The sequence below is a fragment of the Stappia sp. genome, from assembly GCF_965276915.1.
In the GTDB taxonomy this organism is placed as follows: Bacteria; Pseudomonadota; Alphaproteobacteria; order Rhizobiales; family Stappiaceae; genus Stappia.
Window position 1 is genome coordinate 1986641 of the sequence record NZ_OZ255709.1, and the last position, 16021, is coordinate 2002661.

The window sequence follows — 16021 nt, forward strand, 5'->3', positions numbered from 1 at the left end:
GGATGCACGGCTTCGCCACCTTGCTGGACCGGGTGTCCTTCGAGCCGCGCCGCTCGGCGAAGCTGGCGCTGCTTGGCGACTACTTCTCGCGCGAGAGCGATCCGGCGCGCGGCTACGCGCTTGCCGCGTTGACCGGCAACCTGCGGTTCCGCAACGCCAAGCCGGCGACCTTGCGCGCGCTTGCCGCCGAGCGTGTCGACCCGCATCTCTTCGCGCTCTCCTATGACTTCGTCGGTGACCTGTCCGAGACGATCGCGCTGATCTGGCCCGTCCCGGAAACGGGTCCGGCCGGCGAGCCGCCTTCGCTCGACGAGGTGGTGGAACGGCTGGAAAGGGCGGGCCGCGGCGAAGTGTCGGGACTGATCGCCGGCTGGCTCGGCACGCTCGACGAGACCGGCCGCTGGGCGCTGCTCAAGCTGGTGACCGGCGGGCTTCGCGTCGGCGCTTCCGCCCGGCTCGCCAAGACCGCCGTTGCGAGCCTCGGTTCGCTCACGCCCGACGATGTCGAGGAAGTCTGGCACGGGCTCGCCCCGCCCTATGAGGCGCTCTTCGCCTGGGCGACCGGCAAGGGCGACCGGCCGCAGACCGACGATCCCGTGCCGTTTCGCCCGGCAATGCTCGCCCATCCGCTGGAGGCGCGGGACATGGCGGCGCTCGATGCAGGCGAATTCGCCGCCGAGTGGAAATGGGACGGCATCCGCGTGCAGGCCGCAGCCGCGCGGGACCGGACGGGGGCGCTGCGTCGCCGGCTCTACACGCGCACCGGCGAGGACATTTCCGCAGCGTTTCCCGATCTTGTCGAAACGCTCGGTTTCGATGCCGCCATAGACGGCGAACTGCTGGTCGTGACCGACGGGCTGGCGCAGAGCTTCAACGCCTTGCAGCAACGGCTCAACCGCAAGACGGTGACGGCGAAGATGATGCGAGACCATCCGGCCGCGATCCGCGCCTACGACCTCCTGGCGCTTGAGGGCGAGGATCTGCGCGAGCGCCCCTTCCGTGAACGGCGAACAATGCTGGAACGGTTTCTCGCAGCGCTGGACCATCCCCGCATCGACCTTTCGCCGCTGGTCATGGCAGATGACTGGGAGGCGCTGGGAAAAGCGCGTTCCGACCCGTCCGCGTTTCATGCTGGCGGCGATGCCGCGGCGATCGAGGGCCTCATGCTGAAGCGCTGGGAGGCACCCTATCTGCCCGGCCGTCCCAAGGGGCAGTGGTTCAAGTGGAAACGCGATCCTTATCGGGTCGATGCGGTGCTGATGTATGCGCAGCGCGGCCACGGCAAGCGCTCCTCCTACTACTCCGACTACACGTTCGGCGTCTGGCGACCGCGCGAGGACGGCGGCGAGGAACTCGTACCTGTCGGCAAGGCCTATTTCGGCTTTACCGACGAGGAACTGCTGGAGATCGACCGCTTCGTGCGCAACAACACGGTCAACCGCTTCGGTCCGGTGCGCGAGGTGCGGCACGAGGCGCAGGCCGGACTGGTGCTGGAAGTCGCGTTCGAAGGACTGAGCCGGTCCGGTCGCCACAAGTCGGGCCTGGCGATGCGGTTTCCGCGCATTTCCCGCCTGCGCCGGGACAAGCCGCCGGTCGAGGCCGACCGGATCGACACCTTGCTGGAGCTGATCGGGGATGGTCCGGCAGACGGTGCTTGATCGCCGGCGCGTCCCGTCGCAGGGTGCCGGCGGAAAATGCTGAGCGAGGAACAGCCTGAATGCAGCGCGTCATCGACTATTTCTACACGCACGCCTCACCCTGGGCCTATCTCGGCCACACGGCATTTCTCGCCATGGCCGACAAGCAGGGCTACGCAGTGCGCTTCCGCCCGGTGTCGCTGACCACGGTCTTCGCCGAAACCGGTGGCCTGCCGCTGGCCAAGCGCCATCCGGTGCGCCAGGCCTACCGGTTGGTGGAGTTGCAGCGCTGGCGCGAGTTCCGCAACCTGCCGCTGACCCTGCAGCCGGCCTATTTCCCGGTCAATCCGGACCTTGCCGACCGCATCGCGCTGGCGATTGCCGTCGATGGCGGGCCGGTGGCCGCCTACACGCAGGCCGTGTTCGAGGCCCTTTGGGTGGCGGAGCAGAACATCGCCGAGGAAGATACGCACAAGTCGATCCTCGGCAAGCTCGGGCTGGACGCGGCGGCTGTGATCTCCCATGCCGGCGAGAAGCAGATTGTCGAACGCTACATGGAGAACCAGTCCGAGGCGATCGCCGAGGGGGTTTTCGGATCGCCGAGTTATGTCCTGAACGGCGAGGTTTTCTGGGGACAGGACCGGCTGGAGTTGCTGGAAGCGGCGCTTTCCAGTGGCCGTGGCCCTTTCGGGCAGCCCTGAACCGTCATTCGAACGCACGCATGGTCGTGCTTTTGCCATGGCGGGACGTCATGATCGCCTGACGGCGACCGGCAATTCCCGCCGGACAGACGAGGAAGAAACGTCATGCGGATCGCGACCCTTGTGCTTGTTGCCGTGCTCGGCGCGGTTGCCTGGCCCGCCGCGGCCCAAAGGGCGGACCGGCCGCAGGCGGACGACCGCTATGTGCTGGCGCCCGCCGGTGAGGGCTATCTGCGCCTCGACCGGCAGAACGGCCGGGTGGCCGAATGCAGCCTTCGCAACGACAGCTGGCGCTGCGTGCCCGTTCCCGATGCACAGCTTGCTCTCGAGGCGGAGATCGCGCGCCTTGCCGGGGAAGTGGCATCGTTGCGCGCGGAAAATGCCAGGCTTTCGGGAGGGACGGACAATGCCCGTCCCGGAACGCCGCCCCGTAGCGTGCCGGAAGCGGCGCCCGGCACGCCACCGCGCGAGGAGGACGGGCGTCCGCGCTTCAGCCCCGAGGAGGAAGCCGAGCTGGACAAGGCGCTCGACTTCACAGAGCAGGCGATGCGCCGCTTCTTCGGATTGATGAAGACCCTGCGCGACGAATACGAGGGGATGGGCAAGTAGCGCTCAGCGCTTCAGCAGGCCCTTGAGGATCGCCGAGCGAATCTCCTCCTGCAGTGGCACCGCCTTGCGGCTTTCAAGGTTCATGGTGAGCGCGACCACGTCGCAGATCGCCGCGAGACGGTGGGTCCGCGCCTCGTAGAGATAGTGGCGGAAGGTGAAGGTCGTCCGGCTCGCGCCGGTCAGTCCGCTCAAGGTCAGGACCGGCTCGCCCTGTTTCAGCGGGCTTGCCCAGACAAGCTTCATTTCCACCGCGACACGGCCCAGGCCGCGCTTGGTCAGCCAGGCGTCGGTCATCGGCGTGCGGTTCCACACATGCGGCGCGCCTTCGGTGAAGCAGGCGAGCGCGAAGGCATCGTCGGCCCGGCCGTCCGGACCGGTGTTGCGCGGCAGCACCGTGGCCCGGTGGACGACATTGGCGCCGGCAGCCTCCACCTGGCGGGCGGTGACGCCGGTCGCCTCGGGCGCCGAGGACAGGCTGCGCGGCTGCGCCTTGTCGGGCATCGGGGCGCTTGCTTCCTGAAACCGGCGGCGCAGTTCCCGGGCCATGCCGTCGGAGGGCGCATACCCGTCGATGGCGGTGGCGGCCAGAACACCGTCGACCGTGCGGCGCAACTCGTGGACCACGGTCAGCATGTAGGGGCCGTCGAAGGCGATATGGCTGGTCGCCATCAGCGTGTCGCCGGCATAGAGCTCGGCATGATAGCGGATGTGGCGGGCACGCCGGGCGCCGGCGACCGCGTCGCTGAGGCCGGTCATCAGCCGGAACTGCCGGTCGGCCTCCTCGAAGCGGGCGAGGTAGAATTGCACGTTGAGATGATCGTTCTCGTCGCACTCCCAGCAATTCACGAAGGAAAACAATGTTTCGAATGCAGGCATGGTCGGCTCCCCGGGAGCGTGTCGAATGGTTTGGAGGGTGATGTTCAGGCGGGAGAAAGCGTTGCGTTCAGGAACCGGTCGATGGCCAGGTTGCTGGCACGGGCAATCTCGAGGTCGAAATGCTGGAAGACGTGGCAGCCGCCCGGATGGACGGCAAGATCCGTGCTGTTGCCGGCGGCTCGCCAGCGGGCTTCCATGAAAAGCGTGTCGTCAAGCAGGGGGTCCTCGCTGCCGACGACGAAATGCGCCGGCATCAGCCCGGCAAGATTGGCCAGCAGGGGCGAGACGTCGGGTGTCGCCGGATCTTGGCCGTGGGCAAGGTAGTGGCGCGCGAACATGGTCAGGTCGCGGGTGTTGAGAACCAGTTTGGCATCGCCCCAGTTGCGGGCGCTGGGCGTCAGGCGCAGGTCATAACAGCCGCAGACCAGCACCGCGGCGCCGAACAGGCCGGAGATGCCGTGCCCGTCGCGCAGGCGCAGCACCGTCGTGACGGCAAGATTGGCGCCAGCCGACTCGCCGCCGATGGCAAAGCGCGTGCCGCCGAAAAGACCGGCCCCCTCGCGCTGCAGCCACAGGGCGGTCGCCTCGCAGTCGTCGGGACCTTGCGGATAGGGATGCTCGGGCGCCAGCCGGTAGTCGCATGAAACCACCGTGAGCCCCGTCGCTTCGGCAAGTTCGCCGAGGCGCGGATCCTGTTCATCGGCGGCCCCGAGCGTCCAGCCGCCCCCGTGGATGTGCAGATAGGCACCGGTGGAAGGGCGGTTTTTCGGAGCAAGAAGGCGCAGGCGCACCTTGCCGTGCGGGCCGTCGATCTCGATTTCCCTGGCATCGGGCGAACGCGGCGGCCGCGGGAACGGACCGAGCCCTTCCGCCCTTCGCTCACGGATCACCGATGGCGGATAGGACCACTGGTCCGGCAGCAGCGTCAGGCGTCGCAGCAGGTCGCGATTGAAGTCGCGCGTTTCCTCGGTCGCCTGGCCGAAAGACGTGTTGGTGAAATCGTATGCAGCCATGCGGCCACCGCCCCGTTGCCTTGCTCGAATAAGGGATAAGCGGGTGCAGGCTAATGGCTGCGGGGGGCGATGCCAAGCCCCGCAACCCAAGTTAACCGATTGACGTTGCAGGCCTGACCCGGCACGGAGCGATCCTCACCCTCCGGGGGGTGTCCAGCTTGCGCTGGCGTGCCGGCAATCGCATACTCTGCCTCCTCCAGGAGGCAAGCCGAACCATGCGCCAGACCCGCTATCCGCAACCCTATGAGTGCTGGACCTTCGAGGATGACGGGCTCGACCTGCGTCAGCGCATGGGCCGGCTGATGGTGGCGACCAAAGGCCCGCGCTTCTACGGAATCGGCCGGGCGCTTGATGCATGGCTTGCCGAGCAGGGCGCACGCGACGGGGAACTGTCGGTCTTCCTGCGCCACACTTCCGCATCGCTGACGATCCAGGAAAATGCCGACCCCGACGTGCAGGCCGATCTGGCCGACGCCCTGTCACGGCTGGCGCCCGAAGACGCGGCCTGGCGGCACACCACGGAGGGACCCGACGACATGCCGGCCCATGTGAAAAGCGCGCTGACCGGCGTCAGCCTGCAGGTGCCCGTGGTGGCCGGGCGGCTCGATCTGGGCACCTGGCAGGAAGTCTACCTGATCGAGCACCGGCGCGAACCGCATCAGCGCAGCCTGACGCTACGCTATCTGGGGACCTGAAAGCCGCCGTTCGTCAGTCCCGGGCAAAGGCCTTCGTGGCGCCGACCAGCGCCGCGACGATGCCCGGTTCGCTTGCCGCGTGGCCGGCATCCTCGACGATGCGCAACTCCGCTTTCGGCCAGGCATTGGCAAGGTCGATCGCGTTTTTCATTGGCGTGACCGCGTCGTGGCGGCCATGCACGATCACGGCGGGAATGTCGCGGATCGCCGGGACGCCGCGCAGCAGCTGGTCGTCATGGGTGAAGAAACCGCCATTGACGAAGTAATGTGCCTCGATGCGGGCGAAGGCATGGGCGTAGCGCGCTTCCCCAAAGGCGGCCTCGCGCGCCGGATCGCGCAGAACCGACAGCGTCGAGCCCTCCCAGACCGCCCAGCGTTGCGCGGCCGCCACCTGCATCGCCTCGTCCGGTCCGGTCAGCCGGCGGTGATAGGCGGCGATCAGGTCGCCGCGCTCGGCCTGCGGGATGAAGTCCCGGTAGGGCGCGAAGAGATCCGGGTAGAGCCAGCTCGCGCCCTCCTGGTAGAACCAGAGGAGCTCGGCGCGGCGCAGCAGGAAGATGCCGCGCAGGACCAGCGATGACACCCGCTCGGGATGGGTCTGGGCATAGGCGAGCGCCAGTGTCGACCCCCAGGATCCGCCGAAGACCTGCCAGCGGTCGATGTGAAGATGTTCCCGCAGCCGCTCGATATCGGCGACAAGGTCCCAGGTGGTGTTCTCGCGCAGTTCCGAATGCGGCGTCGACCGGCCGCAGCCGCGCTGGTCGAAGAGGATGATCCGGTAGCGCTCGGGATCGTGGAAGCGGCGCATGATCTCGCCCGCCCCGCCGCCCGGCCCGCCATGCAGCAACACCGCCGGGATGCCCTGCGGGTTGCCGCATTCCTCGTAGTAGAGCGTGTGCAACTCGCTGACGGGAAGCTGGCCCGTGGCATAGGGCTGCAGCGGGGGAAACAGCGCTTCGGTCATCGGATGCGTTCCTTGGGGCGGCCGGATACGGCCTGTGGCGGGACGGGAATTCAACTAGCGCAAAAGCAGTTGGCCGGCCATCACGATTGCCGGCAGGGCAAGCAGAGCGGTCGCGCAGAACCACACCAGCGCCGTGCCAGGGTCGTCGGGCTGCCGGCCGAGGACGCGTTCGTAAAGGGCGGCCGGAACGCCGCCGGCAACGAGCGTCAGCAGGGCGCCGAGGACGATGGAGAAAAACGCCAGCGCCTGAGGCAGGGCGGCGACGGGCTGCGGGGCGAGCAGGATGACGGCCGCCATCGTCTGGGGAGCGAGCAACGGATTGAAAAACCCGTTGGCAAGCGCAAGCAGCGCGGTCGCGGCAAGAAGGCCGTGGTCTCGTGCCATCCTCTCAGCCTCCCGCGCCGGTGTGTGCCAGAAGGCCCGCGTTGGCAAAGCCGACGACCAGCGCGACGCGCAGGACGACAAGCCAGACGGCGGCAAACAGAAGCAGCAACGTGTCGGGCACGCGGCGGGGCGTGACCAGGCGGACGGCGGCGGCAACAGGATCCGTCCCGCGGGCAAAGGCACGCTGGACGATGCCGTCCTCCAGGGGGCCGAGCAGCAGGCGCAGCACCAACCGCCCGAGCATGAGATACATGAGGGTCGCCAGCAGGAAATTCACGATCATGAAGACCGACAGGCTCATCCGGCCTCAGCCATCGTTTTCGGGCGTCGTCATGAAGCGCCGTCGCGCAGGACCGGCTCGCCCGAGGGCTTGCGGATCTCCAGAACCAGCGCCTGCACGTGGCGTGACGGTGCCGGGGTGACCAGGCTGACAAGTATCGCCACCGCGAAGCCGAGCGGCACGCCGAACAGGCCCGCCGAGACATTCTTCACCCCGTACCATTCTTCCATGCCGCCGAACTGGGTCATCGCCAGATAGTAGAAGGTGATGCCGAAGCCGGCGATCATGCCGCACACGGCACCCGCCGCCGTGCAGCGCCGCCACCAGATGCCGAGCACCAGCGCCGGGAACAGGCCGGCGGCGGCCAGCGAAAAGGCCCAGGCAACCATCGACAGGATGTCGGAGGGGCGTAGCGAGGCCACGAAGGCGGCCAGGAGAGCGGCGCCCAGCAGCAGCAGGCGGGCGATGAACAGCCGGCGGCTTGCCGGCGCGCGGGTGTCGACCATGCGGTAATAAACGTCGTGGCTGAGCGCGTTGGCGATCGCAAGCAGCAGCCCGTCGGCGGTGGACAGGGAGGCGGCGAGACCGCCCGCGGCCACGAGCCCGGCGATCACGTAGGGCAGTCCGGCAATCTCGGGCATCGCGATGACGATCATGTCGCGGTCTATGGCGAGATCGGGGAGGCGCAGCACGCCGGTGTTGCCGGGCTGTGCAGAGCAGGCCTCGCGCACCGCGTCGGCCGAGGCCGCGCTCTGTCCGCAAATGTCGACGAGCCCGAGCTTGCCATAGGTGTAGATCCACTGCGGCAGTGCATCGAGCCCGGCGCCGATGACGTTCTGATAGACCTCCAGCTTGGCAAAGGCGGCATAGGCCGGTGCCGTGACATAGAGGATGGCGACGAAGAGCAGGGTCCAGGCAACCGAACGCCGGGCGTCGCGCACGCTTGCCGCCGTGAAGTAGCGCATCAGGATATGCGGAAGGGAGGCGGTGCCGATCATCAGGCAGCCGATCAGCGCGAAGAAATTGAGCGGATCGAGCGTGGTGAAAGGCTGAAGATGCGGCACCAGCGTCGCCGGATCGGCAAGGCCGGAGGCGAGCATCTGCTGCTCGAGCTCGGTAATCCGCTGGAGAACGCCGCCATAGGTCGCCTGGGCCAGGGGGAAGCCGAATTCCTGTGCGGACAGGATGGCGACCGGCAACAGATAGGCGAGGATCAGCACCAGATATTGCGCTACCTGCGTCCAGGTGACGGCGCGCATGCCGCCGAACATCGAGCACAGCAGGATGCCGCCAAGCCCGACATAGACCGCGGTTTCGAAGGCGAAGCCGAGGAAGCGGGAGGCGATCAGGCCGGTGGCGTAGATCTGCGCCACCACATAGGTGAAGGAACAGGCGAAAAGGACGAGAACGCCGATCATCCGCGCCAGGTTTCCGCCGAAGCGGGCGCCGAGGAAGTCCGGCACGGTGAAGGCGCCGAACTTGCGCAGGAACGGCGCGATCAGCACGGCGACGAGGACAAATCCGCCGGTCCAGCCGATCACATAGGCCAGCCCGTCATAACCGAGCACGTAGAGCGTTCCGGCCATTCCGACGAAGGAGGCGCCGGACATCCAGTCGGCTGCGGTCGCCATGCCGTTGTAGACCGCCGGCACCTGGCGTCCCGCGACATAGTATTGCGAGACGCGCATGGTGCGGGCCGCGATGCCGATGCCGGCATAGATGGCGAGCGTCACGAAGACAAAGACATAGCCGGTGATCCGGTCCGGAAGGCCGAGCTGTTCAAGGATCGCCAGCGTGCCGACGATGGCGAGGAGACCGCCGATGAACGTTCCGTAGATGCGGCCGAGATTGTCGAGGAACGGATCCGGTGCGCCGGGCGGGTTCACAGGCTGTCCTCCGGATCCCGGGGGGAGGGCTCCGCCACGCCGGCCTTCCGGTCGATGCGCTCCTGCCGGGCGACGAACCAGAACACAAGGACGACGAAGGCGATGACGGATCCTTGTGCCGCCATGTAGTAACCGAGCGGGAAGCCGAAGAAGACCAGGGTGTCGAGCGCGCCGACGAAGGCATGGACCGCGAATGCGAAGACGGCCAGGACAGCAAGGGTCAGCAAGGCGAGCCGCATCGTCTGCTGCCACCATCGCCGCGCGGTCGCGGGCGGCTGTTCCGAAAGCTGCGTCATTCGCCAGAATCTCCCGACGGATCCATGTTTCCCTTGCGATGCGTGATTCGCATCGCAGTCAGTATGACCCGGCATTCGACACATATACGACTGTGCCGCCGTGGAAAATTGTGCAAGGACATGGCCGGGACAGACGGGCGATACTGATCCGGGCCACGCTGGCGGCCTGCTACCGCTTGAAGCCGCCGTGGCCAGTGACGATAATGCAAAGCGAAACTGATCCAAACGGTGGGGGAGCCGGAAGGATCGGTTCAGGGGGGAGACCGGCGCTGGCCTTCGCGGGCTGGCCTGCGGGCGCGCCGGTCAAGGAAAGGTACGAGGGGGCGGCGCGACAACTCGCGCGCGGCGTGTCTCGGCCGACGTCGATGGAGGAAGCCGGCGTGTCGGACAACGCAAGCTATCATTTCGTGATTGCCGACGATCATCCGCTGTTTCGCGGCGCGCTGCGCCAGGCGCTCGAGACGCTCTATCCGGAAGCCGGGATATCCGAGGTCGGAACACTCGAGGATGCGGCGACGCAACTCGAGAAGCATGAAGAGGTGGACCTCGTCCTGCTCGACCTGTCGATGCCGGGCATGCGGGGGTTTTCCGGGCTGATGTATCTGCGCGCCCAGTACCAGAGCGTACCGGTCGTCATCGTCTCGGCGACCGAGGACGTCTCGACGATCCGCCGCTGCATGGAGCTCGGTTCGTCCGGCTTCATTCCCAAGTCGCTTGGGATCGAGGTGATTCGCGATGCTGTCCTCAGCGTCATGGCGGGCGGGGCCTGGACGCCGCCGGACGTGGATCTCGGCGAGGATGACGACGAGCTTCTCGACATGGTCCACCGTCTCGCGACGCTGACGCCGCAGCAGGTGCGGGTGCTGATGATGCTGTCGGAAGGACTGCTGAACAAGCAGATCGCCTATGAACTCAGCGTCTCCGAGGCGACCGTCAAGGCACACGTCTCGGCGATCCTGCAGAAGCTCGGCGTCGAAAGCCGGACACAGGCGGTGATCGCCGCCTCCAGGATCGAACTGGGCCAGTGGCAGGCCGCGGTCGCCCGCTGAGCGCAAGCCCGCCCGCCGCCGGGGAAAGCCGGGGCGGGGTCAGCGCGTGACCCGCGCCTCGGGAACCGGATAGCCGAGACCGCCCTGGGCGCCGAAATTCTGCTGGTGGCATTCGCTGCAGGCGGAGATCACGTCCATGGCCATCGGCGATCCGTTCGGCGCGACTGCCATGTAGAACCAGTCGTCGGTCTGCGGGGATCGGCCGGCCTCCACCTTCTCCATGATGAACAGCGGACCGGGTTGCACCTTGCCCTGCTCGTCGACCGCGAAACTTTCCTTCGCGATCACCGTGCCGGCGGGAACGATGACGCCCTCGTCCCTGTACTCAAGATAGGTGTCGGCGCCGATCTCGTTGACGTAAGTCATCAGCAGCCGCTCGCCGTGGAAGCCGGGCGCGGCCGGAAAGGCGCTGGCGGGCGTCCAGGAGCGGTAGGAGGCGACGTAGTCGGCCGGAATCCAGCGCTTGTCCCCCTGCAGGTAGCCGTCAAGAAGCTCTGCCTTGAGGCAGTCATAGACGGCAGTCGCTTCCGTCGGTGTCAGCTCGTATCCCGCCTTTCCGGCCTCGCAGGCCGCTTGTGCGGCGTGACCGGACAGGGCAAGCGCCAGGCCGGCCAGAACCAGTTGCAGACGTCGTTTCATTTGGTGTTCCCCGAAGCGTTCCAGAGACGCCGGTACCGCGAAATGCGGCCGCGCCTCAGCAAGTTCCGTGGTTCGCCGGTCACGGACAATGCAAGCCTTTACACGGTCGTTTGAAGGAAATTGTGACCTGCGTCACTCCGCGGCCGTCGCCGCGCCGCGAAGCCGGGAAAGATAGGCGCGAAGGGCGGCGGGCTTGAGCGGCTTGTTGAGCATATCCATGCCTTTTGCCGCAGCCTCGGCACGAACCGCCTGGCTCCGGTCGGCGGTGACCAGCATCGCGGGGATCTCGACGCCGAAACGCCAGCGCAGCTGGACGACGGCCTCCACGCCGGTGCCTTCGTCGAGATGGTAGTCGACGACCAGGACATCCGGCCGGTCGCTGTTTTCGCTCGCCTTGCGCGCCGCTTCACGCGGATCCAGCGCGGTGGTCACCCGGCATCCCCAGCCGCTGAGCAGCACCCGCATGCCGTCGAGGATCTGCGGTTCGTTGTCGATCACGAGCACGTGCAGGCCGCGCAGCGCGGAAGCGTTGGCCAGCGGGGCAGGAGGTTCCAGGACCACCGGTACCGAGGCCGCGGCCGGCAACTCTATGGAGAAGCGCGAACCGTGGCCCGCGCGCGAGACGAGCTCGACCGGATGGTCGAGGACGCGGGCGATGCGCTCGACGATGGACAGGCCAAGCCCGAGACCGCGCGCCTCGCGTGCGCCGTCGTCGAGGCGATGGAATTCCAGGAAGATCAGCTTCTGCTTCGATTCGGGAATGCCGATGCCCGTGTCGAACACCTCGACGACGACCTTGCCGCGCCGCCGGCGCACTCCCACCAGGACCCGGCCCGAGCGGGTATACTTGATGGCATTGGAGACAAGGTTCTGAAGCAGGCGGCGCAGCAGGCGCCGGTCGGACCGCACGCTGATGCTGGTCGGCAGGATGCGCAGGTCGAGCGCCTTTTCGCGCGCGACCGGCTCGAACTCGGTGCGCAACGGATTGAGGATCTCCTCCAGGCGGAACACGGTCACCTCCGGCTTCAACGCGCCGGTGTCGAGCCGCGAGATATCGAGGACGGCGCCGATGATTTCCTCCACCGATTCCAGCGACGCGCCGACATTCTGCACCAGATGCTTCAACTCGCCCTCCGAGAAGCGCTCGATCAGGCTGGAGGCGTAGAGGCGCGCGGCATTCAGCGGCTGCAGGATGTCGTGGCCCGCGGCGGCGAGGAAGCGGGTCTTGCCGAGATTGGCCTCGTCGGCGAGCGCCGTGGCTTCCGTCAGTTCCTCGTTGACGCGCGTCAGCTCCAGCGTCCGCTCGCGCACCCGTCGTTCCAGCGTCTCGTTGGCGCGCGCCAGCGCCTCCTCGCCGAGCACGCGCTCGGTGATATCCGTATAGGTGGTGACGATGCCGCCATCGGGCATGGGGCTGGTGCGCACCTCCAGAACGAGGCCGCCGTTGATCATGTGTTCCTGGAACGTCTCGTGGCGCACGGCGAGCTTGTCGATGCGGTCTCCGACCGTTGCCTCGACGGAATCATTGCCGAATTCGCCCCGCTTGGCGTTGTAGCGCAGGATCGCGTCGAGCGGCGTTCCGACCTGGCCGTATTCCGCCGGCAACCCCAGCAACTCGCGGAACTGGCGGTTCCAGCAGATCAGCCGCAGGTCGCGGTCGAACACGGAAATGCCCTGCCGCACCTGGTCGAGCGCGGTTTGCAGGAGGTCGCGATTGTACTGGATGGCAACGGTGGCATCGTCGAGCAGTTTCAGCGCACCCTTGCTGGAGGCGTCGCGCCGCTTGACCAGAAGCGACAGCACCAGCCGCGAGGAGGCGGCGCCGATGGCGCTGGCGAGCAGTTGTTCGGAAAACCGCAATATCTGCGCGTCGGCGAGGGCGGCCGGATCGGAGTCGCGCCCTCGCTCCCGGGTGAAACGCTGGAACGAGCGCTCGGTGCGTTCCTCGCCGAGATAGCGGGCGATGGTCGCCTGCAGGTCGCCGACGGTGACCGATGTGCGCCACAGCCGCAGCCCTGGCGCGGGCGACAATTCCGCCGGCACGAAGATATTGGCCTGCAGGCGCTCGATCGGTTCCGGCGCGCGCGACAGCGAGACCAGCACATAGGCGCCGACATTGATCGCCAGGCTCCAGAAGACGCCATGCGTGAGCGGGTCGAAGGCCAGCGTGAACAGCGCCTGCGGCCGCAACAGCCAGATGCCGAAGGGGCCGTTCTCCATGAAGCCGTCGGACATCAGGCCCGACTGGGCGAAGGTCGGCAGCAACAGCGTGTAGACCCAGATCGCAAAGCCCGACAGCATGCCGGCGATGGCGCCGCGCGCCGTGCCCCGCCGCCAGACCAGGCCGCCGAAGAAGGCGGGTGCGAATTGCGCGATGGCGGCGAAGGACAGGAGGCCGATGGAGGTCAGCGCGGCGGTGTCGCCGGCGGCACGGTAATAGGCATAGGCCAGCAGCAGGGTGACGAAGATCGCCGCCCGCCGCGTCAGCAGCAGGAGACGGCTCATGTCCTCGCCCTTGGAGGAGATGATGGCGTCCTCGCTGGAGCGGCGGAGCACCAGCGGCATGACCAGGTCGTTGGAAATCATGATCGCCAGCGCGACGCTGGCAACGATCACCATGGCGGTCGCGGCAGAAAGGCCGCCGACGAAGGCGATCAGCGCCAGCCACGGATTGTCGGCGGCGATCGGCAGCGCCAGCACATAGGTGTCCGGGTTGGTGGAGGGACCCAGGATGATCATTCCGGCCGCCGCGATCGGTACGACGAAGAGATTGATGGCAACGAGATAGAGCGGAAACAGCCAGGTGGCGCGGCGCAGTTCCGCGCCTGAATTGTTCTCCGTCACAGTGACGTGGAACTGGCGCGGCAGCAGGATGACCGCGATGCCCGAAAGCAGCGTCATCACCACCCAGTTGCCACCGGACAACTCGCCCGCCATCGCATCGACCACGCGGGTGTCGGCGGCCATCGCGGAAAAGAGGTCGCCCGGCCCGTCATAGAGGAAATAGGTGACCCAGATGCCGATCGCGAGAAAGGCGAAGAGCTTGACCACCGCTTCGGCGGCGATCGCCAGCATCAGCCCTTCCTGGTGCTCGGTCGCGTCGATGTGGCGGGTGCCGAACAGCCAGGCGAAGACCACCATGCCGATGGCGATCATCAGGGTGATGTCGTCGAAATAGGGCAGGCCGGGAGGTCCGGCGGACAGGTCCATGTGGCCGATCATGGTGGTCACCGACAGCGACACGGCCTTCAGCTGCAGCGCGATATAGGGGACGATGCCGACGACGGCGATGATCGCCACCACGGCCGCGACCGGCTGGCTCTTGCCGTAGCGCGCGCCGATGAAGTCGGCCACCGAGGTGATCCGCTCGCTCTTGGCAAGGCGGATGATCCGGCGCAGCAGCGGATAGCCGAGCGCGAAGACCAGGATCGGTCCGATATAGATCGTCAGGAATTCAAGGCCGCTGCGCGTTGCCGTGCCGACCGAGCCGAAGAAGGTCCAGGAGGTGCAGTAGACGGAGATCGACAGGGCGTAGATCAGCGGGCGGCCGTGGCCGGATGTCGTCCAGCGCGCCGTCCTGTCGCCATAGCTGGCGATCGCGAACAGCAACAGCACGTAGCCGAGCGCCGCGACGACGACGACCCATCCCTCCAGCATTCGTGCCGTTCCTCCCGCGCTGCCTGCCGGCTCCTCCTTGCCAGCTTTTGCCGATCGGACCACAGTTGTCCGATGCTGTCCATTGGCCGGACGGCGATAGGAGACACGGGGTGCTGGAACGATTTCGGCGATGGCTGCGCGGCGATCGCGCGGTCGCGCTTGCCGATTGCGACGATCTGGCCGGGGCGCTCGCCCTGGAGGCCGGCTACCTGTGCAACCGCGTCATGCAGGACTACGCAAGGATGCGGACCGGGCGCGGCTGGCCGGCGCTTTTCTCCTCGCCAGCCTTTCAGGAACGGCTCGATGCGGCGCGGTACCGGGCGGCGCCCCTTTGCCTTGTCTGGGTGACGCGGGCGGCGCGGCTGGCAGCGCATGACATGCTGTTGGCCGATGCCGCAACGGCGCGGGAGCGGGCCGCGCGCTTCGACGAGGTCCTGCAGCGCGAGGCGCTGGCCGCGCTGGATCGGCTGACGGCGGCAGGGGGCGAGGTCGAGGACGACGTCCGCGCCGCTCTGGAACAACTGGCGATGCGCCCGCCCCTGGACCTGCGCGCAATGGTTTCGCGGCCGGGGGCTGCCCGGTTTCATGCGTTGCTGCCGCTCGATCCGATCGTCGATGCGGACCGGAGGCAGGGCGAGGAAGAGGTTCTGCGCAACCTTTTGCGACTGGTGCTCGCCGGCATCCACGCGCGGTTTTCCCGGGAAATCGACGCGGTGGGGATCGCGGGTGCCCCCGAAAACTCTCCAATTTCAGGATCGCCGGCGCCATGCTAAACGACGACTGGCAGGACCGGTCGCGCGCACAGGGCGCCGGTCACGACATCGAACAGCAACGGGCGGAACCATCATGCTGAAGGAATTCAAGGCGTTTGCCGTCAAGGGCAACATGGTCGACATGGCCGTGGGCATCATCATCGGCGCAGCGTTCGGTGCCATCGTCTCGTCGCTGGTCGACGACGTGATCATGCCGCCGATCGGCCTGATCATCGGCGGCATCGATTTTTCCCAACTTTTCGTGATCCTGAGCGAAGGCGCGACGCCCGGTCCCTACCTCACCATCGAGGCGGCGAAGGAAGCCGGCGCGGTGACGTGGAACATCGGCCTGTTCATCAACGCCGTCATCAAGTTCGTCATCGTCGCCTTCGCGCTGTTCGTCGTGGTCAAGGGCGTCAACCGCCTGCGCGAACAGGAAAAGGCGGCTCCGCCCGCGCCGGCGGCTCCGACCAAGGACCAGGAACTCCTCGCCGAGATCCGCGACCTTCTGAAATCCCGCTGATTGCGGCTCGTGCCCGGCGGCGGCAACGCGGGACCGCGTTCCGAGCGCCGGGTGCTCCGC

The 16021-nt window shown here is 67.1% G+C and carries 16 protein-coding genes; 7 read left to right on the forward strand and 9 right to left on the reverse strand.

Annotation, left to right across the window (positions count from 1 at the left end; translation table 11 throughout):
• Positions 1–2 precede the first annotated feature (2 nt).
• The 3 genes from ACQY46_RS09300 to ACQY46_RS09310 all read left to right on the forward strand — a co-directional run bounded on the left by ACQY46_RS09300 (position 3) and on the right by ACQY46_RS09310 (position 2947).
• Positions 3–1658 carry a cisplatin damage response ATP-dependent DNA ligase gene (locus ACQY46_RS09300; protein ID WP_428699961.1) on the forward strand — a complete coding sequence of 552 codons (1656 nt, stop codon included), beginning with the start codon at positions 3–5 and terminating at the stop codon, positions 1656–1658.
• Between the two features lie 59 nt (positions 1659–1717).
• On the forward strand, positions 1718–2338 hold the full coding sequence (locus ACQY46_RS09305; RefSeq protein ID WP_428699962.1) for a 2-hydroxychromene-2-carboxylate isomerase: 621 nt from the start codon (positions 1718–1720) through the stop codon (positions 2336–2338).
• A 105-nt stretch (positions 2339–2443) separates the two neighbouring features.
• Complete coding sequence (locus tag ACQY46_RS09310; protein WP_428699963.1) at positions 2444–2947, forward strand: hypothetical protein; 504 nt, start codon at positions 2444–2446, stop codon at positions 2945–2947.
• A gap of 3 nt (positions 2948–2950) precedes the next feature.
• Here ACQY46_RS09310 and ACQY46_RS09315 read toward each other — a convergent pair whose 3' ends face one another.
• Complete coding sequence (locus ACQY46_RS09315; RefSeq protein WP_428699964.1) at positions 2951–3823, reverse strand: acyl-CoA thioesterase; 873 nt, start codon at positions 3821–3823, stop codon at positions 2951–2953.
• Between the two features lie 44 nt (positions 3824–3867).
• Positions 3868–4836, reverse strand: coding sequence for an alpha/beta hydrolase (locus ACQY46_RS09320; protein WP_428699965.1), 969 nt, complete (start codon positions 4834–4836; stop codon positions 3868–3870).
• 290 nt (positions 4837–5126) lie between these two features.
• On the opposite strand from ACQY46_RS09320, the gene ACQY46_RS09325 reads away from it, so the two are divergent.
• Positions 5127–5531: a secondary thiamine-phosphate synthase enzyme YjbQ gene (locus tag ACQY46_RS09325; protein ID WP_428700456.1), complete on the forward strand. Its 405-nt coding sequence runs from the start codon at positions 5127–5129 to the stop codon at positions 5529–5531.
• A gap of 13 nt (positions 5532–5544) precedes the next feature.
• Here ACQY46_RS09325 and pip read toward each other — a convergent pair whose 3' ends face one another.
• The 5 genes from pip to ACQY46_RS09350 are packed head-to-tail and all read right to left on the reverse strand — an operon-like array spanning position 5545 to position 9341.
• On the reverse strand, positions 5545–6495 hold the full coding sequence (pip, locus tag ACQY46_RS09330) for a prolyl aminopeptidase (RefSeq protein WP_428699966.1): 951 nt from the start codon (positions 6493–6495) through the stop codon (positions 5545–5547).
• 54 nt (positions 6496–6549) lie between these two features.
• Complete coding sequence (locus ACQY46_RS09335; protein WP_428699967.1) at positions 6550–6879, reverse strand: hypothetical protein; 330 nt, start codon at positions 6877–6879, stop codon at positions 6550–6552.
• 4 nt (positions 6880–6883) lie between these two features.
• Entirely contained in the window at positions 6884–7180 is a 297-nt protein-coding gene (locus tag ACQY46_RS09340) for a hypothetical protein (RefSeq protein ID WP_428699968.1), read from the reverse strand.
• A 29-nt stretch (positions 7181–7209) separates the two neighbouring features.
• Positions 7210–9045 (reverse strand): sodium:solute symporter family protein, encoded by a 1836-nt coding sequence (locus tag ACQY46_RS09345; protein WP_428699969.1) that lies wholly within the window; start codon positions 9043–9045, stop codon positions 7210–7212.
• Positions 9042–9341: a DUF4212 domain-containing protein gene (locus ACQY46_RS09350; protein WP_428699970.1), complete on the reverse strand. Its 300-nt coding sequence runs from the start codon at positions 9339–9341 to the stop codon at positions 9042–9044. The genes ACQY46_RS09345 and ACQY46_RS09350 overlap by 4 nt, the downstream gene beginning before the upstream one ends.
• A gap of 365 nt (positions 9342–9706) precedes the next feature.
• On the opposite strand from ACQY46_RS09350, the gene ACQY46_RS09355 reads away from it, so the two are divergent.
• Positions 9707–10390 (forward strand): response regulator, encoded by a 684-nt coding sequence (locus tag ACQY46_RS09355; RefSeq protein WP_428700457.1) that lies wholly within the window; start codon positions 9707–9709, stop codon positions 10388–10390.
• Positions 10391–10429: 39 nt separating this feature from the next.
• Here ACQY46_RS09355 and ACQY46_RS09360 read toward each other — a convergent pair whose 3' ends face one another.
• A complete protein-coding gene (locus ACQY46_RS09360; protein ID WP_428699971.1) occupies positions 10430–11029 on the reverse strand; it encodes a cytochrome P460 family protein in 600 nt (199 codons plus the stop codon).
• Positions 11030–11161: 132 nt separating this feature from the next.
• Positions 11162–14686, reverse strand: coding sequence for a PAS domain-containing hybrid sensor histidine kinase/response regulator (locus tag ACQY46_RS09365; protein ID WP_428699972.1), 3525 nt, complete (start codon positions 14684–14686; stop codon positions 11162–11164).
• 110 nt (positions 14687–14796) lie between these two features.
• Between ACQY46_RS09365 and ACQY46_RS09370 the strand changes: the two genes are divergently transcribed.
• Together ACQY46_RS09370 and mscL are read left to right on the forward strand one after the other, a co-directional pair.
• Positions 14797–15459 carry a hypothetical protein gene (locus ACQY46_RS09370; protein WP_428699973.1) on the forward strand — a complete coding sequence of 221 codons (663 nt, stop codon included), beginning with the start codon at positions 14797–14799 and terminating at the stop codon, positions 15457–15459.
• A gap of 73 nt (positions 15460–15532) precedes the next feature.
• On the forward strand, positions 15533–15961 hold the full coding sequence (gene mscL / locus ACQY46_RS09375) for a large-conductance mechanosensitive channel protein MscL (protein ID WP_428699974.1): 429 nt from the start codon (positions 15533–15535) through the stop codon (positions 15959–15961).
• The last annotated feature ends 60 nt before the right edge of the window (positions 15962–16021 follow it).

Excerpts from the sequence above, each read along its gene's own strand:
- ACQY46_RS09315 (WP_428699964.1), bottom strand. The coding sequence starts at position 3,823 with ATGCCTGCATTCGAAACATTGTTTTCCTTCGTGAATTGCTGGGAGTGC.
- ACQY46_RS09335 (WP_428699967.1), bottom strand. The coding sequence starts at position 6,879 with ATGGCACGAGACCACGGCCTTCTTGCCGCGACCGCGCTGCTTGCGCTT.
- ACQY46_RS09340 (WP_428699968.1), bottom strand. The coding sequence starts at position 7,180 with ATGAGCCTGTCGGTCTTCATGATCGTGAATTTCCTGCTGGCGACCCTC.
- ACQY46_RS09305 (WP_428699962.1), top strand. The coding sequence starts at position 1,718 with ATGCAGCGCGTCATCGACTATTTCTACACGCACGCCTCACCCTGGGCC.
- ACQY46_RS09310 (WP_428699963.1), top strand. The coding sequence starts at position 2,444 with ATGCGGATCGCGACCCTTGTGCTTGTTGCCGTGCTCGGCGCGGTTGCC.
- mscL (WP_428699974.1), top strand. The coding sequence starts at position 15,533 with ATGCTGAAGGAATTCAAGGCGTTTGCCGTCAAGGGCAACATGGTCGAC.
- ACQY46_RS09320 (WP_428699965.1), bottom strand. The coding sequence starts at position 4,836 with ATGGCTGCATACGATTTCACCAACACGTCTTTCGGCCAGGCGACCGAG.
- ACQY46_RS09355 (WP_428700457.1), top strand. The coding sequence starts at position 9,707 with ATGGAGGAAGCCGGCGTGTCGGACAACGCAAGCTATCATTTCGTGATT.
- pip (WP_428699966.1), bottom strand. The coding sequence starts at position 6,495 with ATGACCGAAGCGCTGTTTCCCCCGCTGCAGCCCTATGCCACGGGCCAG.
- ACQY46_RS09300 (WP_428699961.1), top strand. The coding sequence starts at position 3 with ATGCACGGCTTCGCCACCTTGCTGGACCGGGTGTCCTTCGAGCCGCGC.
- ACQY46_RS09325 (WP_428700456.1), top strand. The coding sequence starts at position 5,127 with ATGGGCCGGCTGATGGTGGCGACCAAAGGCCCGCGCTTCTACGGAATC.
- ACQY46_RS09365 (WP_428699972.1), bottom strand. The coding sequence starts at position 14,686 with ATGCTGGAGGGATGGGTCGTCGTCGTCGCGGCGCTCGGCTACGTGCTG.
- ACQY46_RS09360 (WP_428699971.1), bottom strand. The coding sequence starts at position 11,029 with ATGAAACGACGTCTGCAACTGGTTCTGGCCGGCCTGGCGCTTGCCCTG.
- ACQY46_RS09350 (WP_428699970.1), bottom strand. The coding sequence starts at position 9,341 with ATGACGCAGCTTTCGGAACAGCCGCCCGCGACCGCGCGGCGATGGTGG.